This is a genomic window from Hyphomicrobiales bacterium, assembly GCA_016125495.1.
In the GTDB taxonomy this organism is placed as follows: Bacteria; Pseudomonadota; Alphaproteobacteria; order Rhizobiales; family RI-29; genus RI-29.
The window spans coordinates 78,437-98,260 of sequence record WGLQ01000019.1 but is presented as its reverse complement, the minus strand read 5'-3'; the positions used below and the strand labels follow the sequence as shown (position 1 = coordinate 98,260).

The following is a 19,824-nucleotide window of genomic DNA, read 5'->3' as shown; positions in this document are numbered from 1 at the left end:
ACGGAGGCACGAATACTTGGCGAAAACACTCTCGACGGAACGGTTGTCTGGCGAAGTCGACGAGGCTTTTTCGCAACATTTTCGCCCAAGACGCGGAAGAAATCGCGCCTGGGCGACCCAAGTAACTCAAATCACAGCATTTCCTCGACTTTTATGTGGATATTCAGTGGGGTGGAAGGCAGACTCGCAAGTGTCGAATCAATTCTGTGGGGAATAGAAATGGCAGAGAAGAAAGCAAAGCGTGGCAGACCCAAAGGTTCGGGGATCGATGACAGCGAAATGCTGGCGAAGATCGCGGCCATCATGGCAGCCGATCCAGAGGTGAAGCCGACCACGGCCATCAAGAAGGCCGGAATCACCAACCCGTCGACGATCCGCCGTCTTCGCGACAAGTTCAGCCAGGATGAGAGAAAGCTCATGAAGGCAGCGGGCGGAAAGCCGCAACGCCGCAAGGCGGCACCGGCGGCGGCAAAGAAGGCCGCAAAACCGGCAGCGGCTCCCAAGGTGGCCGCCAAGGCTCCTGCGGCCAAGGCAGCCAAGGCCGCTCCGGCACGCAAGGCGGCCGCCAAGGCTCCCGCTCCCGCCGCTCCCGCCGCCCGCAAGCCGGCTGCCAAGGCCGCTCCGGCACGCAAGGCAGCCGCCCCGGCCGCAAAGAAGCCTGCCGCCAAGGCAACGAAGGCTGCGGCCAAGGCACCGGCCCGTGCGGCGGCCAAGGCACCGGCCAAGAAGCCGACGGCCGGCCGTGCACCCGCCAAGCGCACCGTCGCCAAGGCCGCCGGAAAGGGTTCGGCCAAGAAGTCCTCTTCGGACCACTTACCCAGCCGACCGCTCAAATCGATGCCTGCCTCCTCGCGCCTCGCCGCTTCCGGCAAGGTGAGCGCGGCGGCAGGTGATCCGGCCGGAGCGGCGGGCGAGAAAACGGCCGGTGCAGCCCAGTTGCTGCGGTTCATCTCCGAGCCCGAACAGCTCTTGAAGCAGTTCGGCAGACTGCCCAAGGACGTCGACGCCGCCGTGGGAAGCATGGTGGAGAACCAAATCCAGGTTTACGAATCCGCCATCAAGAACTCTCCTCTGGCGGCTTTCCTGCGGCAGCAGGCCTTCATGATCGACATGTCGTTGTCGATCCTGAAGGCGCAGCAGCAATGGGCAAGGAGGCGTCCACGTCCATCCGGATCGTGATTTCGAGCGATCCGGACCGAGAACAGCGCTGAGGGCCGGCAACCGCCGGCCCTTTCGCATTTTACGCCTCCCTTGTGTCGAGCCCCCCGCCGTCTCAGAGCTTGCGGAGCATCACCGTTTCCACCCGGTGCCCTTCGCCCTTGCGCAGGATGAGATCGGCTCGCATGCGCGTCGGCCGGATGTTCTCCACCAGGTTCTTGAGGTTGATCCGCTCCCAGATGCCCTTGGCCGTCTCGTAGGCCTCCTCGTCGTTGAGGTGGGCATAGCGATGGAAATAAGCGGCGGGATCGCGGAACGCCGTCTCCCGGAGCCGCAGGAACCGCTCGATGTACCAGCGCCCGATCAGCGCCTCGTCGGCGTCGATGTAGATCGAGAAGTCGAAGAAATCGGAGACGAACGGCACCGCGTCGCCGGCACGCGGAAGCGTGGCCGGCTGCAGGACGTTGAGGCCCTCGACGATGAGGATATCGGGTCGATCGACGATGATGTGCTCGCCCGCGATGATGTCGTAGTCGAAATGCGAATAGACCGGTGCCAGCACGTTGGGTCGCCCCGCCTTGACGTCGGCGACGAAGTTGATCAGCCGCCCGCCGTCGAAACTCTCTGGAAAACCTTTCCGCTCCATCAGCCCGAGCCTCGCCAGCTCCGCATTTGGCAGCAGGAAGCCGTCGGTCGTGACCAGATCGACCCGCGGATGGTCCGGCCAACGCGAAAGCAGCGCCTGCAGCACGCGCGCCGTCGTGCTCTTGCCGACGGCGACACTGCCGGCGAGCCCGACGATGAAGGGCATCTTGTGGTTGTTCCGCCTGACATTACCGGCATCGCCGTTCGTCTTGCCGAGGAACAGCGAGGTCACGGAATGCAGGTCCTGAGAGGCGCGGACGTAAAGGTTTATGAGGCGCGAGATCGGCAGGTAGATATCGATCACCTCGTCCATCGACAGTTGGACATTGAGACCCGCCAGCATCTCGACGTCGGCCTCGTCCAGCGTCATGGGCGTGTCCGCCCGAAGTCGCGCCCACTCTCCGCGCGTGAAGCGCGAGTAGGGTGAAAAATCGAGCGCAACGCGGGACGGCATCTTGTCCGGCCTTCTGGAAGAACCGCGGCGCCTGCTCATTCGCTCGCCTTGCGTGCCGCCTTTTCCGCGATCCCCGAGGTGCCGGCCCTTGCCGCCAGCACGTCGAGCACGTCGGAGAGCGGGATATTGCGCGCCTCGAGCAGCACGAGCAAGTGATACAAAAGATCGGCAGCTTCCGCTTTGACGTGTTCGTCGTCCTCGCTGAGCGCCGCCACGAGCAATTCCACGGCCTCCTCGCCGAGTTTCCTGGCACAGCGCGCGGGCCCGGCCGCGAGCAGCTTCGCGGTGTAGGACAGGGAAGCATCTTCCCCCCGCCTTGCCTTGATGGTTGCCGCGAGCGAGACGAGCACTTCGGCGCCCATGTCGGCTCGCTCGCCCTCAAGCACCATGTGCCACCCCCGTGTCAGCGCCAACCCGGCCACCGTCGTATGCCGCCAGGCCGTCGAGACGGACCGGGATGCCACGAGCCGCCATGTGCCGCTTGGCCTCCGCAATCGAATGCTGACCGAAATGGAAGATCGAGGCCGCGAGCACCGCGCTCGCCTTGCCAACGAGAACTCCTTCGGCGAGATGCTCGAGCGTTCCGACACCGCCGCTGGCGATCACGGGCACCGCGACCGCCTCCGCCACCGTCCGGGTCAGCTCCAGATCGAATCCCGCGCGCGTGCCGTCCCGATCCATGGAGGTGAGCAGGATTTCCCCCGCTCCGAGCCGCACGACCTCGCGGGCGAATTCAACGGCATCGATCCCCGTCGCCGTGCGTCCGCCATGCGTGAAGATCTCCCAGCGACCAGCCATGCCGCCGCCGTCCTGCCCGCCACCCCCGGCGACGCGTTTGGCGTCGATGGCGACGACGATGCACTGCGAACCGAACTTTTCCGCCGCCCGCGCGACGATCACCGGGTCCTTGACGGCCGCCGTGTTGATCGAAACCTTGTCGGCGCCGGCATTGAGAAGGGTACGGACGTCCTCGGGCGCCCTAACGCCGCCACCGACGGTCAGCGGCATGAAGCAACGCTCCGCCGTCCGCCGCACGATGTCGATGAGAGTTCCGCGCCGCTCTTGGCTCGCGGTTATGTCGAGGAAGCAAGGCTCGTCCGCACCAGCCGCATCATAGGCGGCCGCAGCCTCCACCGGATCGCCGGCATCGACCAGATCGACGAAATTGACGCCCTTGACGACCCGCCCGTCCTTCACGTCGAGGCAGGGAATGACCCGCGCCTTGAGGCTCATTCGCCCCTCCAGCCTGCCGCCACGGCGGCGATATGCTCGATGGCGATCTCGAGTGCCCGTTCGGCATCCTCGGCCTGGGGATCGAGCCCCGTCACGGCCAGCGCGCCGAGCCCGTCGATGGCCGTGAGGATCTCGCGGACGGTCGCGACATCCGGCCCATCCTCCACCGCGAACGCATTGCTGCGCACGGCGAGCGCATCGTGCACGTCCATGTCGAGATGCACGTAGACCTGTTGCGCTCCGGCGAGCCGCGCCAGGACCACACCTGCCTCCTTCGTCTCCGGCACCCCGGCCGAAAGCAACGTCTCGGCCTCGGCCCTTTCGATGTCTCTCGCCCCGACCAGCACCGTCCGCCCGAGGCTCGCGGGCTCGAGCCCGGCATGCTCGCGCGCCATCGCGCGCCAAGCCGTCCCCGTCGCCACCGCCAACGCCATGCCCTCGAGCAGCGCGCTCGTGGTCGTCTCGGGCGTATTCATGTCCGGATGCGCATCGAGCCACACGATTCCGCAGTCCGCGCCGAGCCCCGCGACCCCACCGACCGCCGCCAGCGCACAGCTGCCACAGAGGATCACCGGCAGTTCGCCGGCCGCCCGCGCCTTGCGCACCTCCTCCGCGATCTGGCCCGCCAACCGAAAGCCGGCGCGCAGCTCCTCCGGGCTCTCGTCCTCCACCATGAGGACACTTTCGACCACCTGGTGACCGGCCTTGGTCAGCCGCTCCGGCAAGCCGGCCGAGCGGATCGCCCACGGCAGATCACACCACGTGACACCGAAAGGCTGGTTCGGCCAGTAGGCGTAGATGAGGGCGACCGTCGGCAAATTCATGAGTGATTCCCCCGGTTTCGCTCCCCCACCAGTCGCAGGGCCACCCTCGCGTCCACGCGCCCGTCATAGAGCGCGCGCCCGACGATCGCCCCGTCGAGCTTGGCGTTTTCCGGACGCAGCAGCGCTTCGACGTCGGCGAGGGAAGCGAACCCACCCGAGGCGATCACCGGGATCGGCGTGGTGGCAGCCAGCGTTGCCGTCGCCGCGAAGTTGAGCCCCCGGAGCAGGCCGTCCCGAGCGATGTCGGTGTAGATGATAGCGGCGACCCCCGCATCCGCGAAACGCGCTGCCAGCTCCACCGCCCCGAGCGTGCTCGCCTCGGCCCACCCCTCGACGGCAACGAAGCCGTCCCTCGCATCGATGCCGACAGCCACGCGCCCCGGGAACCGCTTGCAGGCCTGACGCACCAATTCCGGGTCCTTCACCGCGACGGTACCGAGGATGACCCGCGCGACACCCTTCTCGAGCCAGCCCTCGATGCCGGCCATGTCGCGGATGCCGCCCCCGAGTTGCACCGGCATCGTCACCGTGGCGAGGATCGCCTCCACCGCCGCCCGATTGACGGACGCTCCCGCGAAAGCACCGTTGAGATCGACGATGTGGAGATAGCTGAAACCCAACGCCTCGAAGTCCCGAGCCTGCGCCGCCGGATCGTCGTTGAACACGGTCGCGGCCGCCATGTCGCCCTGGCGCAGGCGCACACATTGGCCGTCTTTCAAGTCTATGGCAGGATAGAGCCTCATGGCGGGCTCTTTGGCACGGAGCGCCCCACTTGTCACTTGCAGCGAACGGTCATGATGGCACCCCGATCGGCGGCTCCGCGCGCGACCAACGCATCTCGTTCGAGGCTGGCTCCGCGGCAGCTGGCGGGAGACCGGCGGTGATACAGCGGGCGAGCCGGCGCATCGGTTACCGCCAGGCCGTGGTGATCTGGATCGCCCATTGGCTGGGCCTTCCGAAACAGCGGCTCGCCGAGCGCTACGACGTCGACCGCCGCCGCATCTACGAGATCATCGAGTTCCGCCGCCATCCGGCGAGCTACGAACACGCCCGGCGCATCTTCGCCGCCCTCTATCCGCAGCGCGTCGCAACCACCCGGTTCGAGAGCCACCGGCGCACCGGCCGCTGGGTGATCCCCGGCCAGCTCGACCTCTTCGGTTGAGTTGGCGGTCGCCTAGCCCCCCTCACACCCGCCAGCGCAGGAAGTTCGCGATGAGCGCGAGCCCGAGCCGCTGGCTTTTTTCCGGGTGGAACTGGGTGCCGACGAGGTTGTCGCGCGCCACCATGGCGGTGATCGGCCCGCCGTAATCGGTCTCGGCCAGCACGTCCCCGCGCGCCGCCACCCGCATGTGGAACGAGTGCACGAAATAGGCGTTGAGCCCGTTCGGCCCGGTCGCGATGCCCTCGAGCACCGGATGCTGACGCAGGCTCGTGAGCGTGTTCCAGCCCATGTGCGGGATCTTGAGCGCCGGGTCCGCCGGCTCGATCGCGACCACTTCGCCGCCAATCCAGCCGAGCCCGGCGTGCTCGCCATGTTCACGCCCGCGCGTCGCCATGAGCTGCATACCGACGCAAATGCCGAGGAAAGGCCGCCCGCCCGCGATGACGCGCGCCTCCAGCGTCTCGATCAATTCCGGCACCGCATCGAGCCCGGCGCGGCAATCGCCGAACGCCCCGACCCCCGGCAGCACGACACGGTCGGCCCGCGCCAACGCATCCGGGCGTCCACTCACTTCGATGGAAACCGCCGCGCCACTCTCGCGGGCCGCCCGCTCGAACGCCTTGGCCGCCGAATGAAGGTTGCCGGAGCCGTAGTCGATGATGACCACCCGCTCCATCAGCCGGCCACCCCGGAGCCTTGGATCGTCACACTGGCGTGGCCGCCACGGAACACCTGCGGACCATCCTCCCGGCCAGCGCCCCCGCGCTCCAGCCCCGCGGCCCAGGCCTCGAGGAACTGCAGCTCGCACAGCGCCCGGTCGGCGCCGCTGACCATGCCGGCCTCACGGTAGCCCTTGCGCTCGAGGGTCCAGCGCAAGAGGTTCGGCGCCTCGAGGCCGATCAGCAGGCTGACCAACAGCCCGGCGAAGCCCCGCGCCCATTCGGCGACACCGATCGCTTGGAGCAGCAGTTCGATCCCGATCGCCGCCGCGATGACCCCGACGAGCACCAGCCACGCCCGGTTGGCGATCGCCCAGACCGGTGCGAGCAGGAAGGCGAACCAGGAAAACCCCTCGCTCACCAGCACGAAGGACTCGGCCCGCGCCATGGCGTCGCGCCCGTTGCCGGTCGGCTCGTAAACGGTGAACGTCTTCATGCGCTCCGCCTCCCGCCCCGGTTCCGTCCCCGCTCAACCCTGGAGCGTGCCCTTCGTCGAAGGCACGCGACCAGCCTGCCGCTCGTCGATCGCGACCGCCGCTCTGAGGCACCGCGCCAAACCCTTGAAGCACGTCTCGGCGATGTGGTGGTTGTTCTCACCGGTGAGATTGGCGACGTGCAGCGTGATCCCGGCGTTCTGCGCGAAGGCCTGGAACCATTCGCGAAAGAGCTCGGTGTCCATGGTCCCGATCTTGTCGCGCCCGAAGGTCACGTCCCAGACCAGATAGGGCCTGCCGGAGACATCCACCGCGACGCGCGTCATCGCCTCGTCCATGACGAGGTGGACATCGGCATAGCGTGTGATGCCCGCCTTGTCGCCGAGGGCCTTTGCAAAGGCCTGGCCGAGGACGATGCCGCAATCCTCGACCGTGTGATGCTGGTCGATGTGGAGATCGCCCTTGGCCGTCAGCTCGATGTCCATGAGACCGTGGCGCGCGAGCTGGTCCAACATGTGATCGAAGAAACCGACCCCGGTCTCGATCTTCGAACGACCGCTGCCATCGAGATCGATCTTGCAGGCGATCTCGGTTTCCCTCGTCTTGCGCGTGATCTCAGCGCTTCTGGCTGCACCCATCGTCCACCTCGCCCGTCCGAACGTCCACACGCCACAGCCGGTCGCACCGGACGGCCATCGTGCGCGGTCTAGCAGCATCGCGCGCCGCCCGCAAAGCGTTGCGGGCAGCCCCTTGAACTCGACCGCCTCCAGCCGATATCTCCCGGACATGGAAACCACCGATCGAAGCATCGCCGGGGCCGGTTCGCCGGGCTGGCACGCCACCACCATTGTCACCGTCCGCAAGGCCGGCCACGTCGTCATCGCCGGCGACGGCCAGGTCAGCATCGGCCCGACCATCGTCAAGGCCAATGCCCGCAAGGTGCGCAGCCTCGCCAAGGGCAGTGTCATCGCGGGCTTTGCCGGCGCGACGGCCGATGCCTTCACCCTCTTCGAACGCCTCGAGGCCAAGCTGGAGCAGTATCCCGGCCAACTGGTCCGCGCTTCCGTCGAACTCGCCAAGGACTGGCGCACCGATCGATTCCTGCGCCGTCTCGAGGCCATGATGCTGGTCGCCGACCGCAAGGACACGCTCGTCCTCACCGGCGCCGGCGACGTGCTGGAGCCGACCGGCGGCGTCATGGGCATCGGCTCGGGCGGCAATTATGCGCTGGCCGCCGCCAGGGCGCTGATCGACAGCTCGCACGATGCCGAGGAGATCGCGCGTCGCGCCATGCGGATTGCCGCCGACATCTGCGTCTATACGAACGAAAACGTCGTCATCGAAAGCCTCCAAAGTGACGTCTGAGCCGACCTACGACATCGGCATTCGCCCGGTCACGGCCAGCGACCTGCCGGTGCTCGCCGAATGGATCGCCAGGCCGCATTGGCAGCAATGGTGGGGTGACCCCGCCGAGGAGGTCGCCCATATCCGTGAAATGATCGAGGGACGTGACAGCACGCGCCCCTTCATATTCGCCATCGACGGCCGTGACGTCGGCTACATCCAGGTCTGGTCGATCGCCGACCAGATCGACGCGGGCTGGACGGTGAGCGAACCATGGCTTTCCCTCGTGCCGGCCGAAGCGGTCGGCGTCGACCTCTCGATAGCGGACACCGCCGATCTCGGTCGGGGCATTGGCTCGGCAGCTCTCGTCGACTTCGTCGCGATGCTCCGGGCGGAGGGGCACACCACCGTCCTCATCGACCCCGACCCCGAAAACCTCCGCGCCGTGCGCGCCTACCGCAAGGCGGGGTTTGCACCCATAGCCAGCCTCGAGGGTCGCACCAGCGGCGTCCTCATCATGCAACACGTTCCCACCGCGAGCCCTGCTTGACATGACCAGTTTTTCCCCCCGCGAGATCGTCTCCGAGCTCGACCGCTACATCATCGGCCAGAAGGACGCCAAACGCGCCGTGGCCATCGCGCTGCGCAACCGCTGGCGCCGCCAGCAGCTCGAAGGCGAGATGCGCGAGGAGGTTCTCCCCAAGAACATCCTGATGATCGGCCCGACCGGTGTCGGCAAAACGGAGATATCGAGACGCCTTGCCCGCCTCGCCGGCGCGCCGTTCCTCAAGGTCGAGGCGACCAAATTCACCGAGGTCGGCTACGTCGGTCGTGACGTCGAGCAGATCGTGCGCGACCTCGTGGAGGTCGGCATAGGCCTCGTGCGCGACGAAAAGCGCAAGAGCGTGCAGGCCCAGGCGCATCTCAATGCCGAGGAGCGCGTCCTCCAGGTGCTCGCCGGTCCCGAGGCGCGCGGCGGAACGCGCGACCATGTCCGCAAGCGCCTGCGCGACGGGGAGTTCGACGACCGCCAGATCGAGGTCGAGATCGTCGACAGCGGCAACCCCTTCGGGGGCTTCGACATTCCCGGCATGCCCGGCGGCAATATCGGGATGGCGAACCTCAACGACATGCTTGGCAAGGCCCTCGGCGGACGCACCAAGCGTCGACGCATGTCGGTCGCCGAAAGCTACAAAGTCCTGATCGCCGAGGAGTCCGACAAGCTCGTCGACCAGGAACAGATCGTCCAGGAAGCCATCCGCGCCGTGGAGAACAATGGCATCGTCTTCCTCGACGAGATCGACAAGATCTGCGCCCGCTCCGAGCGCGTCGGCGATGTCAGCCGGGAGGGCGTGCAGCGCGATCTCCTCCCGCTGATCGAGGGAACCACCGTCGCCACCAAGCACGGCCCCGTACGCACCGATCATATCCTCTTCATCGCCTCCGGCGCCTTCCACGTCTCGCGCCCCTCCGACCTCCTGCCCGAATTGCAGGGCCGGCTCCCAATCCGCGTTGAACTGCGTGCCCTCGACAAGACGGATTTCAAACGCATCCTGACGGAACCACGCGCCAGCCTCATCAAGCAGTACACGGCGCTGATGCGCACCGAAGGCGTGGAACTGACGTTCACAGAGGATGGAATTGACGCTCTCGCGGATGTCGCGGTGGCGGTGAACGCTTCGGTGGAGAATATCGGCGCCCGGCGCCTGATGACCGTGCTCGAGCGCGTGCTCGAAGCCCTGAGCTTCGATGCGGCCGACCGCAACGGCGAGAGCGTCACGGTCGATGCCGCCTACGTGGAAAAGAATGTCGGTGATCTCGCGCGCAACGCAGATCTCTCGCGCTTCATCCTCTGAGGCCGGCGCGTTCGGCTTCCACGTTCCCCGGGCCGCCGCAGCCTTCAGGAGCGGCCCGCCCGGCGAACGTGGATGTAGAGCGCGCCCTCGCCGCCATGCGCCCGCCCGGCCGACGTGTAGCTGACGACGAATTGGCGAAGCGCCACTTCCTCGAGCCAGCGCGGAACCATTTCCCTCAGCACGCCGCGTCGCACCTCGCTCGCGCCGCTGCCGCGACCTACGTCCCCGGTCTCACCCGCCGGTCCGCCCTTGCCCGTGATCACCTTGACGAAACGGTGGCCCCTGCGATGCGCCTCGCCGAGGAAATGCCGCAGCGCGTTGTGCGCCTCCTGCTGGCGCATTCCGTGCAGATCGAGCACGGCGTCGATCTCGAGGTGCTTGCGCGCGAGGCGGCGGGCACTGCGCGCATCGAATGGCTGCGTGACAGCCGGCTTGGGTCCTGGGTTCGTGGCGTGTGTCGTCTGGACGCCGGCGGGTCGAACTCGAGCCTCGCGCTCTCGGGCCGGTCCGGGCTTTGCGCCCGAAGCTTGCGCCGGGCTCGTGGCGGCCGGTTGCTCGCCAGCATGGTGCCTCGATTCCGGTATCGGGCGTTCCCCGTCCGCTCCTGGCTCGGGACCATCGTGCCGATGCGATCGCGTCAAGGGCGCGACGCTACGCACGAACTCGCTCCACAGTGCCGTCTCGCGCTCCGAGAGCTTTCGCGTGCGCTCCCGCCGGCCGGACGTCATGGCCGCTGAGGTGCCGGGGGCCGGCTTCCCCTGGGATAGAGGATCGCGAACCGGCCCTGGTGGGCCGTCGTTCCAGCGAGCAGCCCCGCCGCCTCGCCGCTGCCCCAATAGATATCGCCCCGCTGCCAACCCTTGATCGCCGAGCCGACATCGCTCGCGACCATCAGTCTGGCAAAGGGCGCCCGCGTGACCGGATCGTGAAGGGACTGGCTGGCGACGAAGATAGGCAACCCGAGGGCATACCGCCCGGCATCGACGGCGAGGCTTCGCCCGGTCCAAAGCGGCGCGCCGAGAGCGCCGAGCGCCCCCTTGCGTCCTTCCGTAGGACCGAGTTCACGAAAGAAGATGTAGGATCGGTTCTCCCACATCATCCGTTGCCCGCGCTCGGGGTCCGCTCGGAGCCAGCTCGCGATGCTCTCCAGCGTCACCTCGTCGCGGGTGAGATGACCCTCGGCCACCATGCGGCCGCCGATCGACGTGTAGGGGTGGCCGTTCTTGCCGTCGTAGTGGACCCGCACGACGCTGCCGTCTTCGAGGCGCAATGCGCCGGAGCCCTGGACGTGCAGCACGAACGCTTCGATCGGGTCTTCGAGGTAGAAAAATTCGAGGCCGCGCGAGGACAGCGCCCCCTCCTCGATCTCCTGACGGGTGAAATAGGGCACGATCGACCCGCCCGACCAACGACCGGCCGTCAGCTTGCCGTCATGGTGACCGCGCAGCGTGTGCGGCACCTGGTCGATCAGATCGCTCGGTCGCCGCAACAACGGATAACGGAACCGTTCGCTCACCGTTCGCGAAGCCCTCAGAACCGGCTCGTAATACCCGGTAAGGAGACCTGTTGCGTCAGAGGCATGGGCATAGGCGCGAAAATGCGTTTCGAAGAACCGCCGCGCGGTGCGCCGGTCCGGTCGTCCGGACACGGAATGCGCCAACCGGCAGGTTCGGGCCAACCCTGCGGCTACCCCCCGACCAAGCGCCGGTCCACCGCGTCTTGCGCGCGCGACGGCCGAGCGGCAGGTTTGCCGGAACGCCGCGAATGCCTCCGCGTGGTCCTCCTCGTCCCAGCCCCGAACCTGGTTGAAGGCAACCGGAACGAGCGGTCCGGTCTCGGCCGCCACGGCAACGGCGGGTGCCTCCTCGTTCGTCAAGGCAGTGGCCTCCGAGACCCCGAACTGCAAAATCGAACCAGCGACGAGAACGATGCGGAGCGAGGCAGCCAGCCAAACCGACATCCCTAGGGCGGGTCCCTCGACCTTGCGATCATTGGACCCGGCCTCCCGCTGACACAACGCCGTGGTGACCGATCTCACTGGCGGCGCGCTCGTCAATTGGCGGCCTGTGTCTCGACCAGCTTCCAGTTCGGATCCCGTGAACCGAGGTCACGCGCGAACGTCCAGATATCCGTCACTTCGCGCACCTGGCTCGGATCGCCGTCGACCACGTCGCCCTGCCGATTGCGGATGGCGGTGATGAGCTGGCTGACGAACTTCACCGTGATCTGCGCGGTTCGATTGCGCAGTTCGGCCTCGACGATATCGGCCTTGTTGATCCCGACGAAGTTGGTATCCGCCACCTCACCACGCTTCTCGCGCTCGCTGATGGCCTGGTCGAAGCCCTGGAAGACTTCCGGGCTCAGCAACTGGCGCAACATCTTACGGTTGCCCTCGGCGAACGAGGTCACAATGAGCTCGTAGGCAGTCCGCGCGCCTTGCAGGAAATGCTTGGGCTCGAAGCTGCGATCCAACTTGGCGATCTCCAGCAACCCGGCGGCGATCGCGCCCCCGTTCGGCATGAAATCGCGAATGAGATCCTCGGGCGTATCTTCGCGCCCATAGGTCGCCTGCGGTTCGGGTTGACCCGACCGCGGCAGCGGCACGACGTTGTCTTCACTATCCCTCGGAGCCCGTGCGGCTTCACGCGGGGCATAGGGGTCGATCGGCGGCCTCTCGTTGCCGGTTCGCCGCCCGAGCACACTGCGCAGGCGCAAGAAAATCACGACCGCCAGCACCAGGAACAGCAGAGTGCCGATATCGAGTGAACCGTTCATCGTTCTCGTCTTCTCGCACTGAGGGTAGGATGGTGGACGCCGCCTTAGCCCCTATATGTGATCAGGCTGTTGCCGCGCCACCCCCACGAGGGCATCGTGACATGATCCATTGGCCAGATTGGGGCTCAGAGACACTAGGCGATCGCAACGGTCAAGCCAACCGCATTGCTGCGGCATGGCGGGTTGGATTGCGCAATGCCACCACCCGGAAACAGTGAGAGTCATGGGCTTCTTGATCCTTGCCGCCTTCGTGATCGTGCCGATCGTCGAAATCGCCCTGCTTCTGCAGGTTGGTTCGTTCATCGGCATCCCCGCAACCATCGCGCTGGTGGTGTTGACGGCCGTGCTGGGCACGTTCCTGTTGCGCGCGCAGGGTCTCGAGGTGCTGCGCAAGGCGAATGCGGCGCTCACCAAGGGTCAGGAGCCCGTCGAGGCGATCCGTGACGGGGTCTGCATTCTTTTGGCGGGCGCGCTGCTGCTGACGCCCGGCTTCGTCACGGACACGGTCGGGCTGCTCCTTTTCGTGCCTTGGGTCCGCGTGTGGCTGGGTCGCCGCATCACAACGTGGCTCGCGAAACGCATGCATATCGCGACCTTTTCGCCGGCACGCGCTCCCGAAGGCAAGAAGGCATGGGGCCCGCCGCCCGGCCATGGTTCGAGCCGGGGCCGCAGCAATGCCGACAACGCCCGCCCGTCCACCGGCTCCACGTCACCCGGCAAGGTCATCGACGGCGAATTCCGCGACGTGACGCCGACATCGGGGCCCGAGGCCAAGGGTTCATCGCAAACCCACCGAACAACACCCGCGGCTCGCTCCCCATGGTCGACGGGTGATGGTGAGCAGCCCTGAACCTGTCCGCCCACCTGATTGCCGGTGGCTCGTTCTCCCGGCTCCTCTTGTGTGATGGCCCCTGGCGCGGTTGCGGCGCGCGCGCCCGCATGCTAGCTCGCCGGTCACCCGTGGCCCCGAGGGCGAGGAACCAATGGCCGACCAGAACACAGGAGCCGGATTGCCGGGCTCAGCCGATGCGAGTGCCGATACGCGTCCACAGATCGGCGTGCTCGCACAGTACATCCGCGACCTGTCGTTCGAGAACCCGGGCGCGCCGAAGTCGTTGCAGACGACCAGCGAGCAACCCAAGATGCGGGTCGAGGTCAACGTCAACGCGCGACCGATTGAAAAGAACATCTTCGAAAGCCAGCTCCAGGTGATCGCCAGCGCCCAGATGCAGGCCGGCACGCTCTACCATCTCGAATTCATCTACGCCGGCGCCTTCCAGCTCGCCAACATCCCGGACGATGCACTGCGGCCGGTTCTGCTCATCCAGTGCCCCGCGCTGCTGTTCCCGTTCGCCCGCCGGCTGGCCGCGGACCTGACCCGCGAAGGCGGCTTTCCGCCTCTTCTGATCGACCCGATCGACTTCACGAGCCTCTATCAGCGCAATCTCGCCAAGGCAGCGGCCCAACAGCCGGCGAACCCGACCAACGGTTCCGCCTAGGCGGCGCCCGAACCGGGTGGCCCCCGTGACGGCCCGCGTTCAGTCTTTTTCGACTGGGCGCGCCAACAGACCCCTCTCGAACCAGAGCGCATGAGCGCCGAGTTGTTCGACGAATGCCCGATGCGCGGCCTCCTCTTCATCGCTGAGGCGCGGCGCGAGCGGCACGGGACGAACGCGCACCTTCGTCACACCCCTCACCGCTGAAGTGCGCTTGGCCGACGCCGCAAGATCGAGCGCCCCCTGTTGCGCGCCGATCAGCTCGAGGTAGACCTCCGCCAGCAACTGTGCATCGAGCAGAGCGCCATGCAGCGTTCGCGATCCGTTGTCGATCCGATATCGACGGCAGAGCGCGTCGAGATTGTTCTGCGCCCCGGGGTGCTTGCGCTTGGCGATAGCGAGCGTGTCGACGACCCGTTCGGAACCGATCGGAATGCGCCCGAGCGCTCCAAGCTCGTGATTGATGAACCCCATGTCGAAGGGTGCATTGTGGATGACCAGCGTGGCGTCCCCGATGAAATCGAGGAAGGCATCAGCCACGTTGGCGAAGACGGGTTTGTCGCTGAGGACCTCGTCCCCGAGCCCGTGAACCTTGAACGCGGCCTCCGGCATCGACCGTTCCGGATTGATGTACTCGTGCCAGGTCGCGCCGGTCGGGAAGCGGTTCACCAGCTCGACACAGCCGATTTCGACGAGCCGATCCCCGCTCCTCGGATCGAGCCCGGTGGTCTCGGTATCGAGAATGATTTCCCTCATGCCCCGCCCCCCCTATCGCTCCCTGCCTGCTCCGCGATCACCCGCCAGTGTCGATCATAGGCAGTCCCGCAGATGTCCTCCAGCCTTGCGACGATGCCGTCCACTTGCGCATGCGTCTCCTCGATCGTTCCGGAGGTGTCGATCACGAAGTCGGCTCTCTGTCGCTTTTCGCTGTCCGGCAACTGGCGTGCGACGATCGCGGCGAATTTCTCCGGCGTCATCCCCGGTCGCGCCAGCACCCGTTCGCGCTGCACATCGAGCGGAGCGGAAACCACGATCGTTGCATCCATCCATGCACTGCGGCCAGTCTCGAAGAGGAGGGGAATATCGAGCACCGCGGCCCGCGCTCCTCTTGCGAACTCGCGCTCCAGAAACAGGGCCTGCTCGACAAGCACCAGCGGATGCACGATTTTCTCGAGCACGCCGAAGCGCCCGGGCGCGTCCAGCAGCGCTGCCGAGAGTCGAGCCCGGTCCACCTGCCCGTCGCGCGTCGTCCCTGGAAACGCCGCTTCGACCGCCGCAACGGCGCGCCCCCGGTAGAGGTCGTGAACGACCGCGTCGGACTCGAGGACTGAAATGGAATGGACGGAGAAACGTGCCCCGGCAGTCGTCTTTCCCATCCCGATCGAGCCGGTGAGACCGAGAACGCGCATCACGCGGCATCCCCGGCGAGATCGGCAACGACCAGCTCTCGCAACGCTTCATCGACGACCGGGCGCACCCCGAACCATCTCTCGAAGCCGGGTACTGCCTGATGAAGCAGCATACCGAGCCCATCGACGGTTGCGAGACCGCGCGCTTCCGCCGCCGCCAGCAGCCGCGTGCGCAACGGTACATAGACGATGTCGTAGACGATCGCCGCCGGCCTGAGCCGCCCGACCGCCTCGAGGAGGAGTTGCATAGCCTCCGCCCCTTCTTCCGCGCCCTTGCCCTCCATGCCCAGCGTCGTCGTATTGACCAGAAGACCGCAGGTGCTCGCCGCCTCCGGCATGCCGGGGAGATTGGTGACCCTGACACACGGACCGAAATGCGCAACCAGCTCTTCGGCGCGCCCTGGCGATCGGTTGGCAACGACGATCCGCCCAACGCCGGCCGTGAGCAGGGCCTGGACGACGGCGCGCGCCGCCCCGCCGGCGCCGACCACGAGGACCGGTTCGTCGCGCCCGCGCCATCCGGGCTGTTCGGCATCGAGATGCGCCAGGAACCCATAGGCATCCGTGTTGGTCACACGGAGCTTGCCGTCCTCCCGCCAGAACGTGTTCGCCGCCCCGATCGTGCGTGCCACCTCGCTCGCCTCGTCTGCGAGCCGCAGCAGCTCCACCTTGTGCGGAACGGTCGCATTGCCCCCGACGATGCCGTCGTTTTCCATCCGCGAGAGGAAATCCGCCAACTCGCCCGGTGCGACCGCATGCTTGACGTAGGAACCAGCGATCGCGTGGCGGCGCAACCAGTAACCATGGATGATCGGCGAGCGCGAATGCAGTATCGGCCAGCCGATGACGCATGCGGTCCTTCCATCGTTCATCGGATGGTGATCCCGTACTGTTCCCGTAGTCGCTTCAAGAGGGCGAGCAGCGGCATGCCGAGAATGGTGAAATAATCGCCGTCTATCCGATCGAAGAGGTGTGGCCCGTGGCGCTCCAGCGCATAGGCGCCGACACTTGAAAGAACACTCGGGCCCGCCGCGGCGAGATAGCGACCGACGAATGCCGCATCGAAGCGCCGCATGGTGAGGTACGCAACCTCCGTATGGCTCCATTCGACGACACCGTCGACCGCGATCGCCACCGCCGAATGCAGCTCGTGCGTCTTTCCAGCCATCGCGAGAAGCCGATCGGCCGCGTCCTCCATATCGCCCGGCTTCTCGAACAGTCGCCCTTCGAGAACCAGAACCTGATCCGAGCCGACCGCGACGGTCCCGCGCCTGACCTCGCTGACGGTGGCGGCCTTGGCCTGGGCCAACAACTCGGCCACATCGCCGGCCGAAGCCCCCGGATTGTCGTCGAGGAAATTGTCGCGAAGGAAAGCCTCGTCGATGTCCGCCGGCACGACCTCGAATACGAGGCCCGCGCCCTCCAGCATCATCCGCCGCGCCCGACTGCCCGAAGCCAGCACCAGCGGCCGCGCATCCTTGAACGCCGCTTGCTCAGGCATCGTCATCGCCAACGCCCCGGTCCAATTGTGTGGTCGCATGCCCGGCGTCCCGGTCCGACTTCAGTTTGAGGATGGCCGCGGCCGTTTCCTCGATCGAGCGGCGTGTCACGTCGATCACGGGCCAGCCATTGCGCTGACAGAGGCGGCGCGTGTAGGCGATCTCTTCCTGTATGGCCGACTTGTCGACATAGTCCTCGAGATTGCGGTCGGCCAGCGTCAGCACCCTGTTGCGACGGATCTGCACGATCCGGTCGGCGCTCGCAACGAGACCGACGACGAACGCTCGGGTCGGCCGCAACAGCCGCTCCGGCACCTCGATGCCGGGCACCAGCGGAAGGTTCGCGGTCTTGTAGCCGCGATTGGCGAGGTAGATGCTGGTCGGTGTTTTCGATGTCCGAGAGATTCCGAGGACGATGATATCGGCATCGTCGAGGTCCCTGGGCAGCTGACCGTCGTCGTGCGCCATCGAGAAGTTGAGCGCATCGATCCGGCGGAAATACTCCGCGTCCAGCATGTGCTGCCCGCCGACGGTCTCCGATTTCGGCGCTCCGATATAGACCTCGAACACCTGCATCACCCGATCGAGCACCGCGACGCAGGGCATGTTCCACTGCTTGCAGCTCTGCTCCAGTTCGCCGGCCAGCTCCGGGTTCACGATCGTATAGAGCACGATTCCGGGTGCCGCCTCGATCTCCTGGAGCACGCGCGCGAGCTGCTTGCGGTTTCGGACCAGCGGGTGGAAGTGTTCGATGGCTCTGACGCGCGGGTACTGGACGACGACGGCCTTGGTCACCGTGGTCAGCGTTTCGCCGGTCGAGTCCGACACGAGATGCAGATGTATGAATTCCGGCGGGGCCTGGTTCATCTGTTGAAAGCCTGCTTTCTTGTCCACAGTGCCGCGGCGTCCGCCGACGCGCCGGGCGCTGATCCCACACCCACCCACAGCGGCATGCACAGCCACGTCCGGGATGCAGCCCGTGCGAGGCTAGCTGGAAAACCGGCGTGCCTGGCAACCTTCTTTGGCCGCACTCCTCGACCTGTCAACAAGCCCTCCACTGCTCACCGTGCATCGGTCGGGCGCCAAGGTGCTGGAAACCACCTCTTATCTGACCTATCCAGTCCAGGAGCCGGAATCGGAGGGTGAGAACGTCCTTGCCCCGAGGCGCAGGGATCGGTTGCATGCACCTTCTGTCGGCAACTCGGGAATTGCGCTTTTCCACCGCCTAACAAAATCTGCAGTAAGACTTCAGATCTGGATTTCAGTTTTGAAGAGCCCTCACTCGGGAGCCGACACGTGGACAACCTCGCAGCCACTGGTCTCGGAGCCGCCTTTGCAGGCAATCGCTCTGGACCACCCCCCATCTGGCTCATGCGGCAGGCTGGTCGCTATCTGCCAGAGTATCGGCAGGTCCGCGCGAGCGCCGGCAGCTTCCTGGATCTCTGCTACGCACCGACGCTCGCTGCGGAAGTGACGCTGCAGCCGATCCGTCGCTACGGCTTCGATGCCGCGATCCTCTTTTCGGACATTCTGGTGGTCCCGGATGCGCTCGGCCAGCCTGTCCGCTTCCTCGAGGGCGAAGGACCGGTTCTGGAGCCGATCAACGAGGCCGCCGCACTTTCGGTGCTCGATCCGTCGAAGGCCAAGCCGAAATACGCGATCGTGGCCGAGACGGTTGCCCGCATTCGCGAGGCGCTCCCGGCCGGGACGTCGCTGATCGGGTTCTGCGGCGCGCCGTGGACGGTCGCGACCTACATGGTCGAAGGACGGGGCAGCAAGGATCAGGCAGCGGCCAGGTTGTGGGCCTACCGCGACCCGGCGGGTTTCGCACGGCTCATCGATATCCTCACCGAAAGCTCGATCGAGTACCTCTTGGGCCAGGTGGCGGCGGGCGCCGACGTGCTGCAAATCTTCGACACCTGGGCAGGCAGCCTGCCGGACGGCGAGTTCGCCCGCTGGGTAGTCCGCCCGACACAACGCATCGTCGCCGGCGTACGTGAACGCCATCCAGATATTCCCATCATCGGCTTTCCACGTGGCGCCGGTCCGGCGGCCTATGACTATGCCTTGGCCACGGGCGTCGACGGCTACGGCTGCGATACCTCGATGGACCTCGAGATCATGAGCGATCTCAACGAGCAGTTCGAGAGCCTCGATTGCATCGTGCAAGGCAACCTCGATCCCCTACTGCTTGTCGTTGGCGGTGATGCGCTCGACCGCCGGATCGATGCGACGCTGGAGGCTATGGCGGCAAGCGCGAGGCCGTTCATCTTCAACCTCGGCCATGGCATCGTCCCCGAGACACCGCCCGAGAACGTGGCCCGGCTCGTCGAGCGGGTCCGCCGGACCGCCGCCTGATCCCCTCCCCGGAGCCTGCGCCGATGCCCGACCCGATCTGGATCAAGACCCTCCATGTGATAGCGGTGATCGCCTGGATGGCGGGGTTGCTCTATTTGCCGCGGCTCTATGTCTACCACGTCTCGGCATCGCCGGGCGGCGAGCTATCCGAGACCTTGAAGATCATGGAGCGGCGCTTGCTGCGCCTGATCATGAACCCGGCGATGCTGGCGACCTGGGGCTTCGGGCTCTGGGCGGCGGTGGCATCGGGGCACTACGCTGCCGGGTGGTTCCACGTGAAACTCGTGGCGGTCGTGGCGCTCACCGTGTTCCATGGCTTTCTGGCGGTCTGGCGCAAGGGCTTCGAGGCGGATCGTAACCGCCGGCCGCAGCGCTTCTATCGGATCGCCAACGAAGTACCGACGCTGATCATGATCGTGATCGTGGTTCTCGCCGTCGTGCGCCCCTTCTGATCGGGC

General features: G+C 66.3%; 25 protein-coding genes. 9 read left to right on the top strand and 16 right to left on the bottom strand.

The window, feature by feature from the left end; all coding sequences use genetic code 11:
- Positions 1 to 219 precede the first annotated feature (219 nt).
- Positions 220 to 1,179: a hypothetical protein gene (locus GC150_13955; GenBank protein MBI1386005.1), complete on the top strand. Its 960-nt coding sequence runs from the start codon at positions 220 to 222 to the stop codon at positions 1,177 to 1,179.
- 94 nt (positions 1,180 to 1,273) lie between these two features.
- On the opposite strand, the gene GC150_13950 is transcribed toward GC150_13955, so the two are convergent.
- Genes GC150_13950 through hisA form a run of 5 tightly spaced genes read right to left on the bottom strand, consistent with a single transcriptional unit; the run spans position 1,274 to position 5,057 of the window.
- The gene (locus GC150_13950) at positions 1,274 to 2,296 is read right to left on the bottom strand and encodes a type I pantothenate kinase (GenBank protein MBI1386004.1); all 1,023 of its coding nucleotides are present in this window, start codon (positions 2,294 to 2,296) and stop codon (positions 1,274 to 1,276) included.
- Positions 2,293 to 2,619 carry a phosphoribosyl-ATP diphosphatase gene (locus tag GC150_13945; GenBank protein ID MBI1386003.1) on the bottom strand — a complete coding sequence of 109 codons (327 nt, stop codon included), beginning with the start codon at positions 2,617 to 2,619 and terminating at the stop codon, positions 2,293 to 2,295. Before GC150_13945 ends, GC150_13950 begins: the two co-directional genes overlap by 4 nt.
- Before the next feature lie 16 nt (positions 2,620 to 2,635).
- Positions 2,636 to 3,490 carry an imidazole glycerol phosphate synthase subunit HisF gene (gene hisF / locus GC150_13940; GenBank protein MBI1386002.1) on the bottom strand — a complete coding sequence of 285 codons (855 nt, stop codon included), beginning with the start codon at positions 3,488 to 3,490 and terminating at the stop codon, positions 2,636 to 2,638.
- On the bottom strand, positions 3,487 to 4,314 hold the full coding sequence (locus GC150_13935; GenBank protein ID MBI1386001.1) for an arginase family protein: 828 nt from the start codon (positions 4,312 to 4,314) through the stop codon (positions 3,487 to 3,489). Before GC150_13935 ends, hisF begins: the two co-directional genes overlap by 4 nt.
- Positions 4,311 to 5,057: a 1-(5-phosphoribosyl)-5-[(5-phosphoribosylamino)methylideneamino]imidazole-4-carboxamide isomerase gene (gene hisA, locus GC150_13930; GenBank protein ID MBI1386000.1), complete on the bottom strand. Its 747-nt coding sequence runs from the start codon at positions 5,055 to 5,057 to the stop codon at positions 4,311 to 4,313. Before hisA ends, GC150_13935 begins: the two co-directional genes overlap by 4 nt.
- Positions 5,058 to 5,086: 29 nt before the next feature.
- Between hisA and GC150_13925 the strand changes: the two genes are divergently transcribed.
- Positions 5,087 to 5,476 (top strand): hypothetical protein, encoded by a 390-nt coding sequence (locus tag GC150_13925; GenBank protein MBI1385999.1) that lies wholly within the window; start codon positions 5,087 to 5,089, stop codon positions 5,474 to 5,476.
- Between the two features lie 22 nt (positions 5,477 to 5,498).
- On the opposite strand, the gene hisH is transcribed toward GC150_13925, so the two are convergent.
- The 3 genes from hisH to hisB are packed head-to-tail and all read right to left on the bottom strand — an operon-like array spanning position 5,499 to position 7,267.
- Positions 5,499 to 6,152 (bottom strand): imidazole glycerol phosphate synthase subunit HisH, encoded by a 654-nt coding sequence (gene hisH, locus GC150_13920; GenBank protein MBI1385998.1) that lies wholly within the window; start codon positions 6,150 to 6,152, stop codon positions 5,499 to 5,501.
- Positions 6,152 to 6,631 (bottom strand): DUF2628 domain-containing protein, encoded by a 480-nt coding sequence (locus tag GC150_13915; protein MBI1385997.1) that lies wholly within the window; start codon positions 6,629 to 6,631, stop codon positions 6,152 to 6,154. Before GC150_13915 ends, hisH begins: the two co-directional genes overlap by 1 nt.
- 33 nt (positions 6,632 to 6,664) lie before the next feature.
- The gene (hisB, locus tag GC150_13910; GenBank protein ID MBI1385996.1) at positions 6,665 to 7,267 is read right to left on the bottom strand and encodes an imidazoleglycerol-phosphate dehydratase HisB; all 603 of its coding nucleotides are present in this window, start codon (positions 7,265 to 7,267) and stop codon (positions 6,665 to 6,667) included.
- A gap of 148 nt (positions 7,268 to 7,415) precedes the next feature.
- Between hisB and hslV the strand changes: the two genes are divergently transcribed.
- Genes hslV through hslU form a run of 3 tightly spaced genes read left to right on the top strand, consistent with a single transcriptional unit; the run spans position 7,416 to position 9,829 of the window.
- Positions 7,416 to 7,994 carry an ATP-dependent protease subunit HslV gene (hslV, locus tag GC150_13905; protein ID MBI1385995.1) on the top strand — a complete coding sequence of 193 codons (579 nt, stop codon included), beginning with the start codon at positions 7,416 to 7,418 and terminating at the stop codon, positions 7,992 to 7,994.
- Entirely contained in the window at positions 7,894 to 8,523 is a 630-nt protein-coding gene (locus GC150_13900; protein ID MBI1385994.1) for a GNAT family N-acetyltransferase, read from the top strand. The genes hslV and GC150_13900 overlap by 101 nt, the downstream gene beginning before the upstream one ends.
- A 1-nt stretch (position 8,524) precedes the next feature.
- Entirely contained in the window at positions 8,525 to 9,829 is a 1,305-nt protein-coding gene (gene hslU / locus GC150_13895) for an ATP-dependent protease ATPase subunit HslU (protein ID MBI1385993.1), read from the top strand.
- A gap of 44 nt (positions 9,830 to 9,873) precedes the next feature.
- On the opposite strand, the gene GC150_13890 is transcribed toward hslU, so the two are convergent.
- The 3 genes from GC150_13890 to GC150_13880 form a co-directional block, all read right to left on the bottom strand.
- Complete coding sequence (locus tag GC150_13890) at positions 9,874 to 10,557, bottom strand: DNA mismatch repair protein MutS (protein MBI1385992.1); 684 nt, start codon at positions 10,555 to 10,557, stop codon at positions 9,874 to 9,876.
- A complete protein-coding gene (locus GC150_13885) occupies positions 10,554 to 11,789 on the bottom strand; it encodes a transglycosylase (protein ID MBI1385991.1) in 1,236 nt (411 codons plus the stop codon). The genes GC150_13890 and GC150_13885 overlap by 4 nt, the downstream gene beginning before the upstream one ends.
- 92 nt (positions 11,790 to 11,881) lie before the next feature.
- Positions 11,882 to 12,604, bottom strand: a complete 723-nt coding sequence (locus GC150_13880) for a Tim44/TimA family putative adaptor protein (protein ID MBI1385990.1) — start codon at positions 12,602 to 12,604, stop codon at positions 11,882 to 11,884.
- Between the two features lie 175 nt (positions 12,605 to 12,779).
- On the opposite strand from GC150_13880, the gene GC150_13875 reads away from it, so the two are divergent.
- Positions 12,780 to 13,454, top strand: a complete 675-nt coding sequence (locus GC150_13875; GenBank protein MBI1385989.1) for an FxsA family protein — start codon at positions 12,780 to 12,782, stop codon at positions 13,452 to 13,454.
- A 133-nt stretch (positions 13,455 to 13,587) separates the two neighbouring features.
- Complete coding sequence (gene secB, locus GC150_13870; GenBank protein ID MBI1385988.1) at positions 13,588 to 14,103, top strand: protein-export chaperone SecB; 516 nt, start codon at positions 13,588 to 13,590, stop codon at positions 14,101 to 14,103.
- A gap of 39 nt (positions 14,104 to 14,142) precedes the next feature.
- On the opposite strand, the gene dnaQ is transcribed toward secB, so the two are convergent.
- From dnaQ to ppsR, 5 genes are read right to left on the bottom strand one after another with little or no spacing between them, the layout of a single operon-like run.
- The gene (dnaQ, locus tag GC150_13865; protein MBI1385987.1) at positions 14,143 to 14,856 is read right to left on the bottom strand and encodes a DNA polymerase III subunit epsilon; all 714 of its coding nucleotides are present in this window, start codon (positions 14,854 to 14,856) and stop codon (positions 14,143 to 14,145) included.
- Positions 14,853 to 15,509 carry a dephospho-CoA kinase gene (gene coaE / locus GC150_13860; GenBank protein ID MBI1385986.1) on the bottom strand — a complete coding sequence of 219 codons (657 nt, stop codon included), beginning with the start codon at positions 15,507 to 15,509 and terminating at the stop codon, positions 14,853 to 14,855. Before coaE ends, dnaQ begins: the two co-directional genes overlap by 4 nt.
- Positions 15,509 to 16,381: a shikimate dehydrogenase gene (locus GC150_13855; protein MBI1385985.1), complete on the bottom strand. Its 873-nt coding sequence runs from the start codon at positions 16,379 to 16,381 to the stop codon at positions 15,509 to 15,511. The genes coaE and GC150_13855 overlap by 1 nt, the downstream gene beginning before the upstream one ends.
- The gene (locus GC150_13850; protein MBI1385984.1) at positions 16,378 to 17,010 is read right to left on the bottom strand and encodes a septum formation inhibitor Maf; all 633 of its coding nucleotides are present in this window, start codon (positions 17,008 to 17,010) and stop codon (positions 16,378 to 16,380) included. Before GC150_13850 ends, GC150_13855 begins: the two co-directional genes overlap by 4 nt.
- Positions 17,003 to 17,875 (bottom strand): pyruvate, phosphate dikinase/phosphoenolpyruvate synthase regulator, encoded by an 873-nt coding sequence (ppsR, locus tag GC150_13845; GenBank protein ID MBI1385983.1) that lies wholly within the window; start codon positions 17,873 to 17,875, stop codon positions 17,003 to 17,005. The genes GC150_13850 and ppsR overlap by 8 nt, the downstream gene beginning before the upstream one ends.
- A 504-nt stretch (positions 17,876 to 18,379) precedes the next feature.
- Here ppsR and GC150_13840 point away from each other — a divergent pair.
- Positions 18,380 to 19,366 carry a uroporphyrinogen decarboxylase gene (locus GC150_13840; GenBank protein ID MBI1385982.1) on the top strand — a complete coding sequence of 329 codons (987 nt, stop codon included), beginning with the start codon at positions 18,380 to 18,382 and terminating at the stop codon, positions 19,364 to 19,366.
- A 23-nt stretch (positions 19,367 to 19,389) separates the two neighbouring features.
- Positions 19,390 to 19,818, top strand: a complete 429-nt coding sequence (gene hemJ / locus GC150_13835) for a protoporphyrinogen oxidase HemJ (GenBank protein MBI1385981.1) — start codon at positions 19,390 to 19,392, stop codon at positions 19,816 to 19,818.
- Positions 19,819 to 19,824 lie beyond the last annotated feature (6 nt).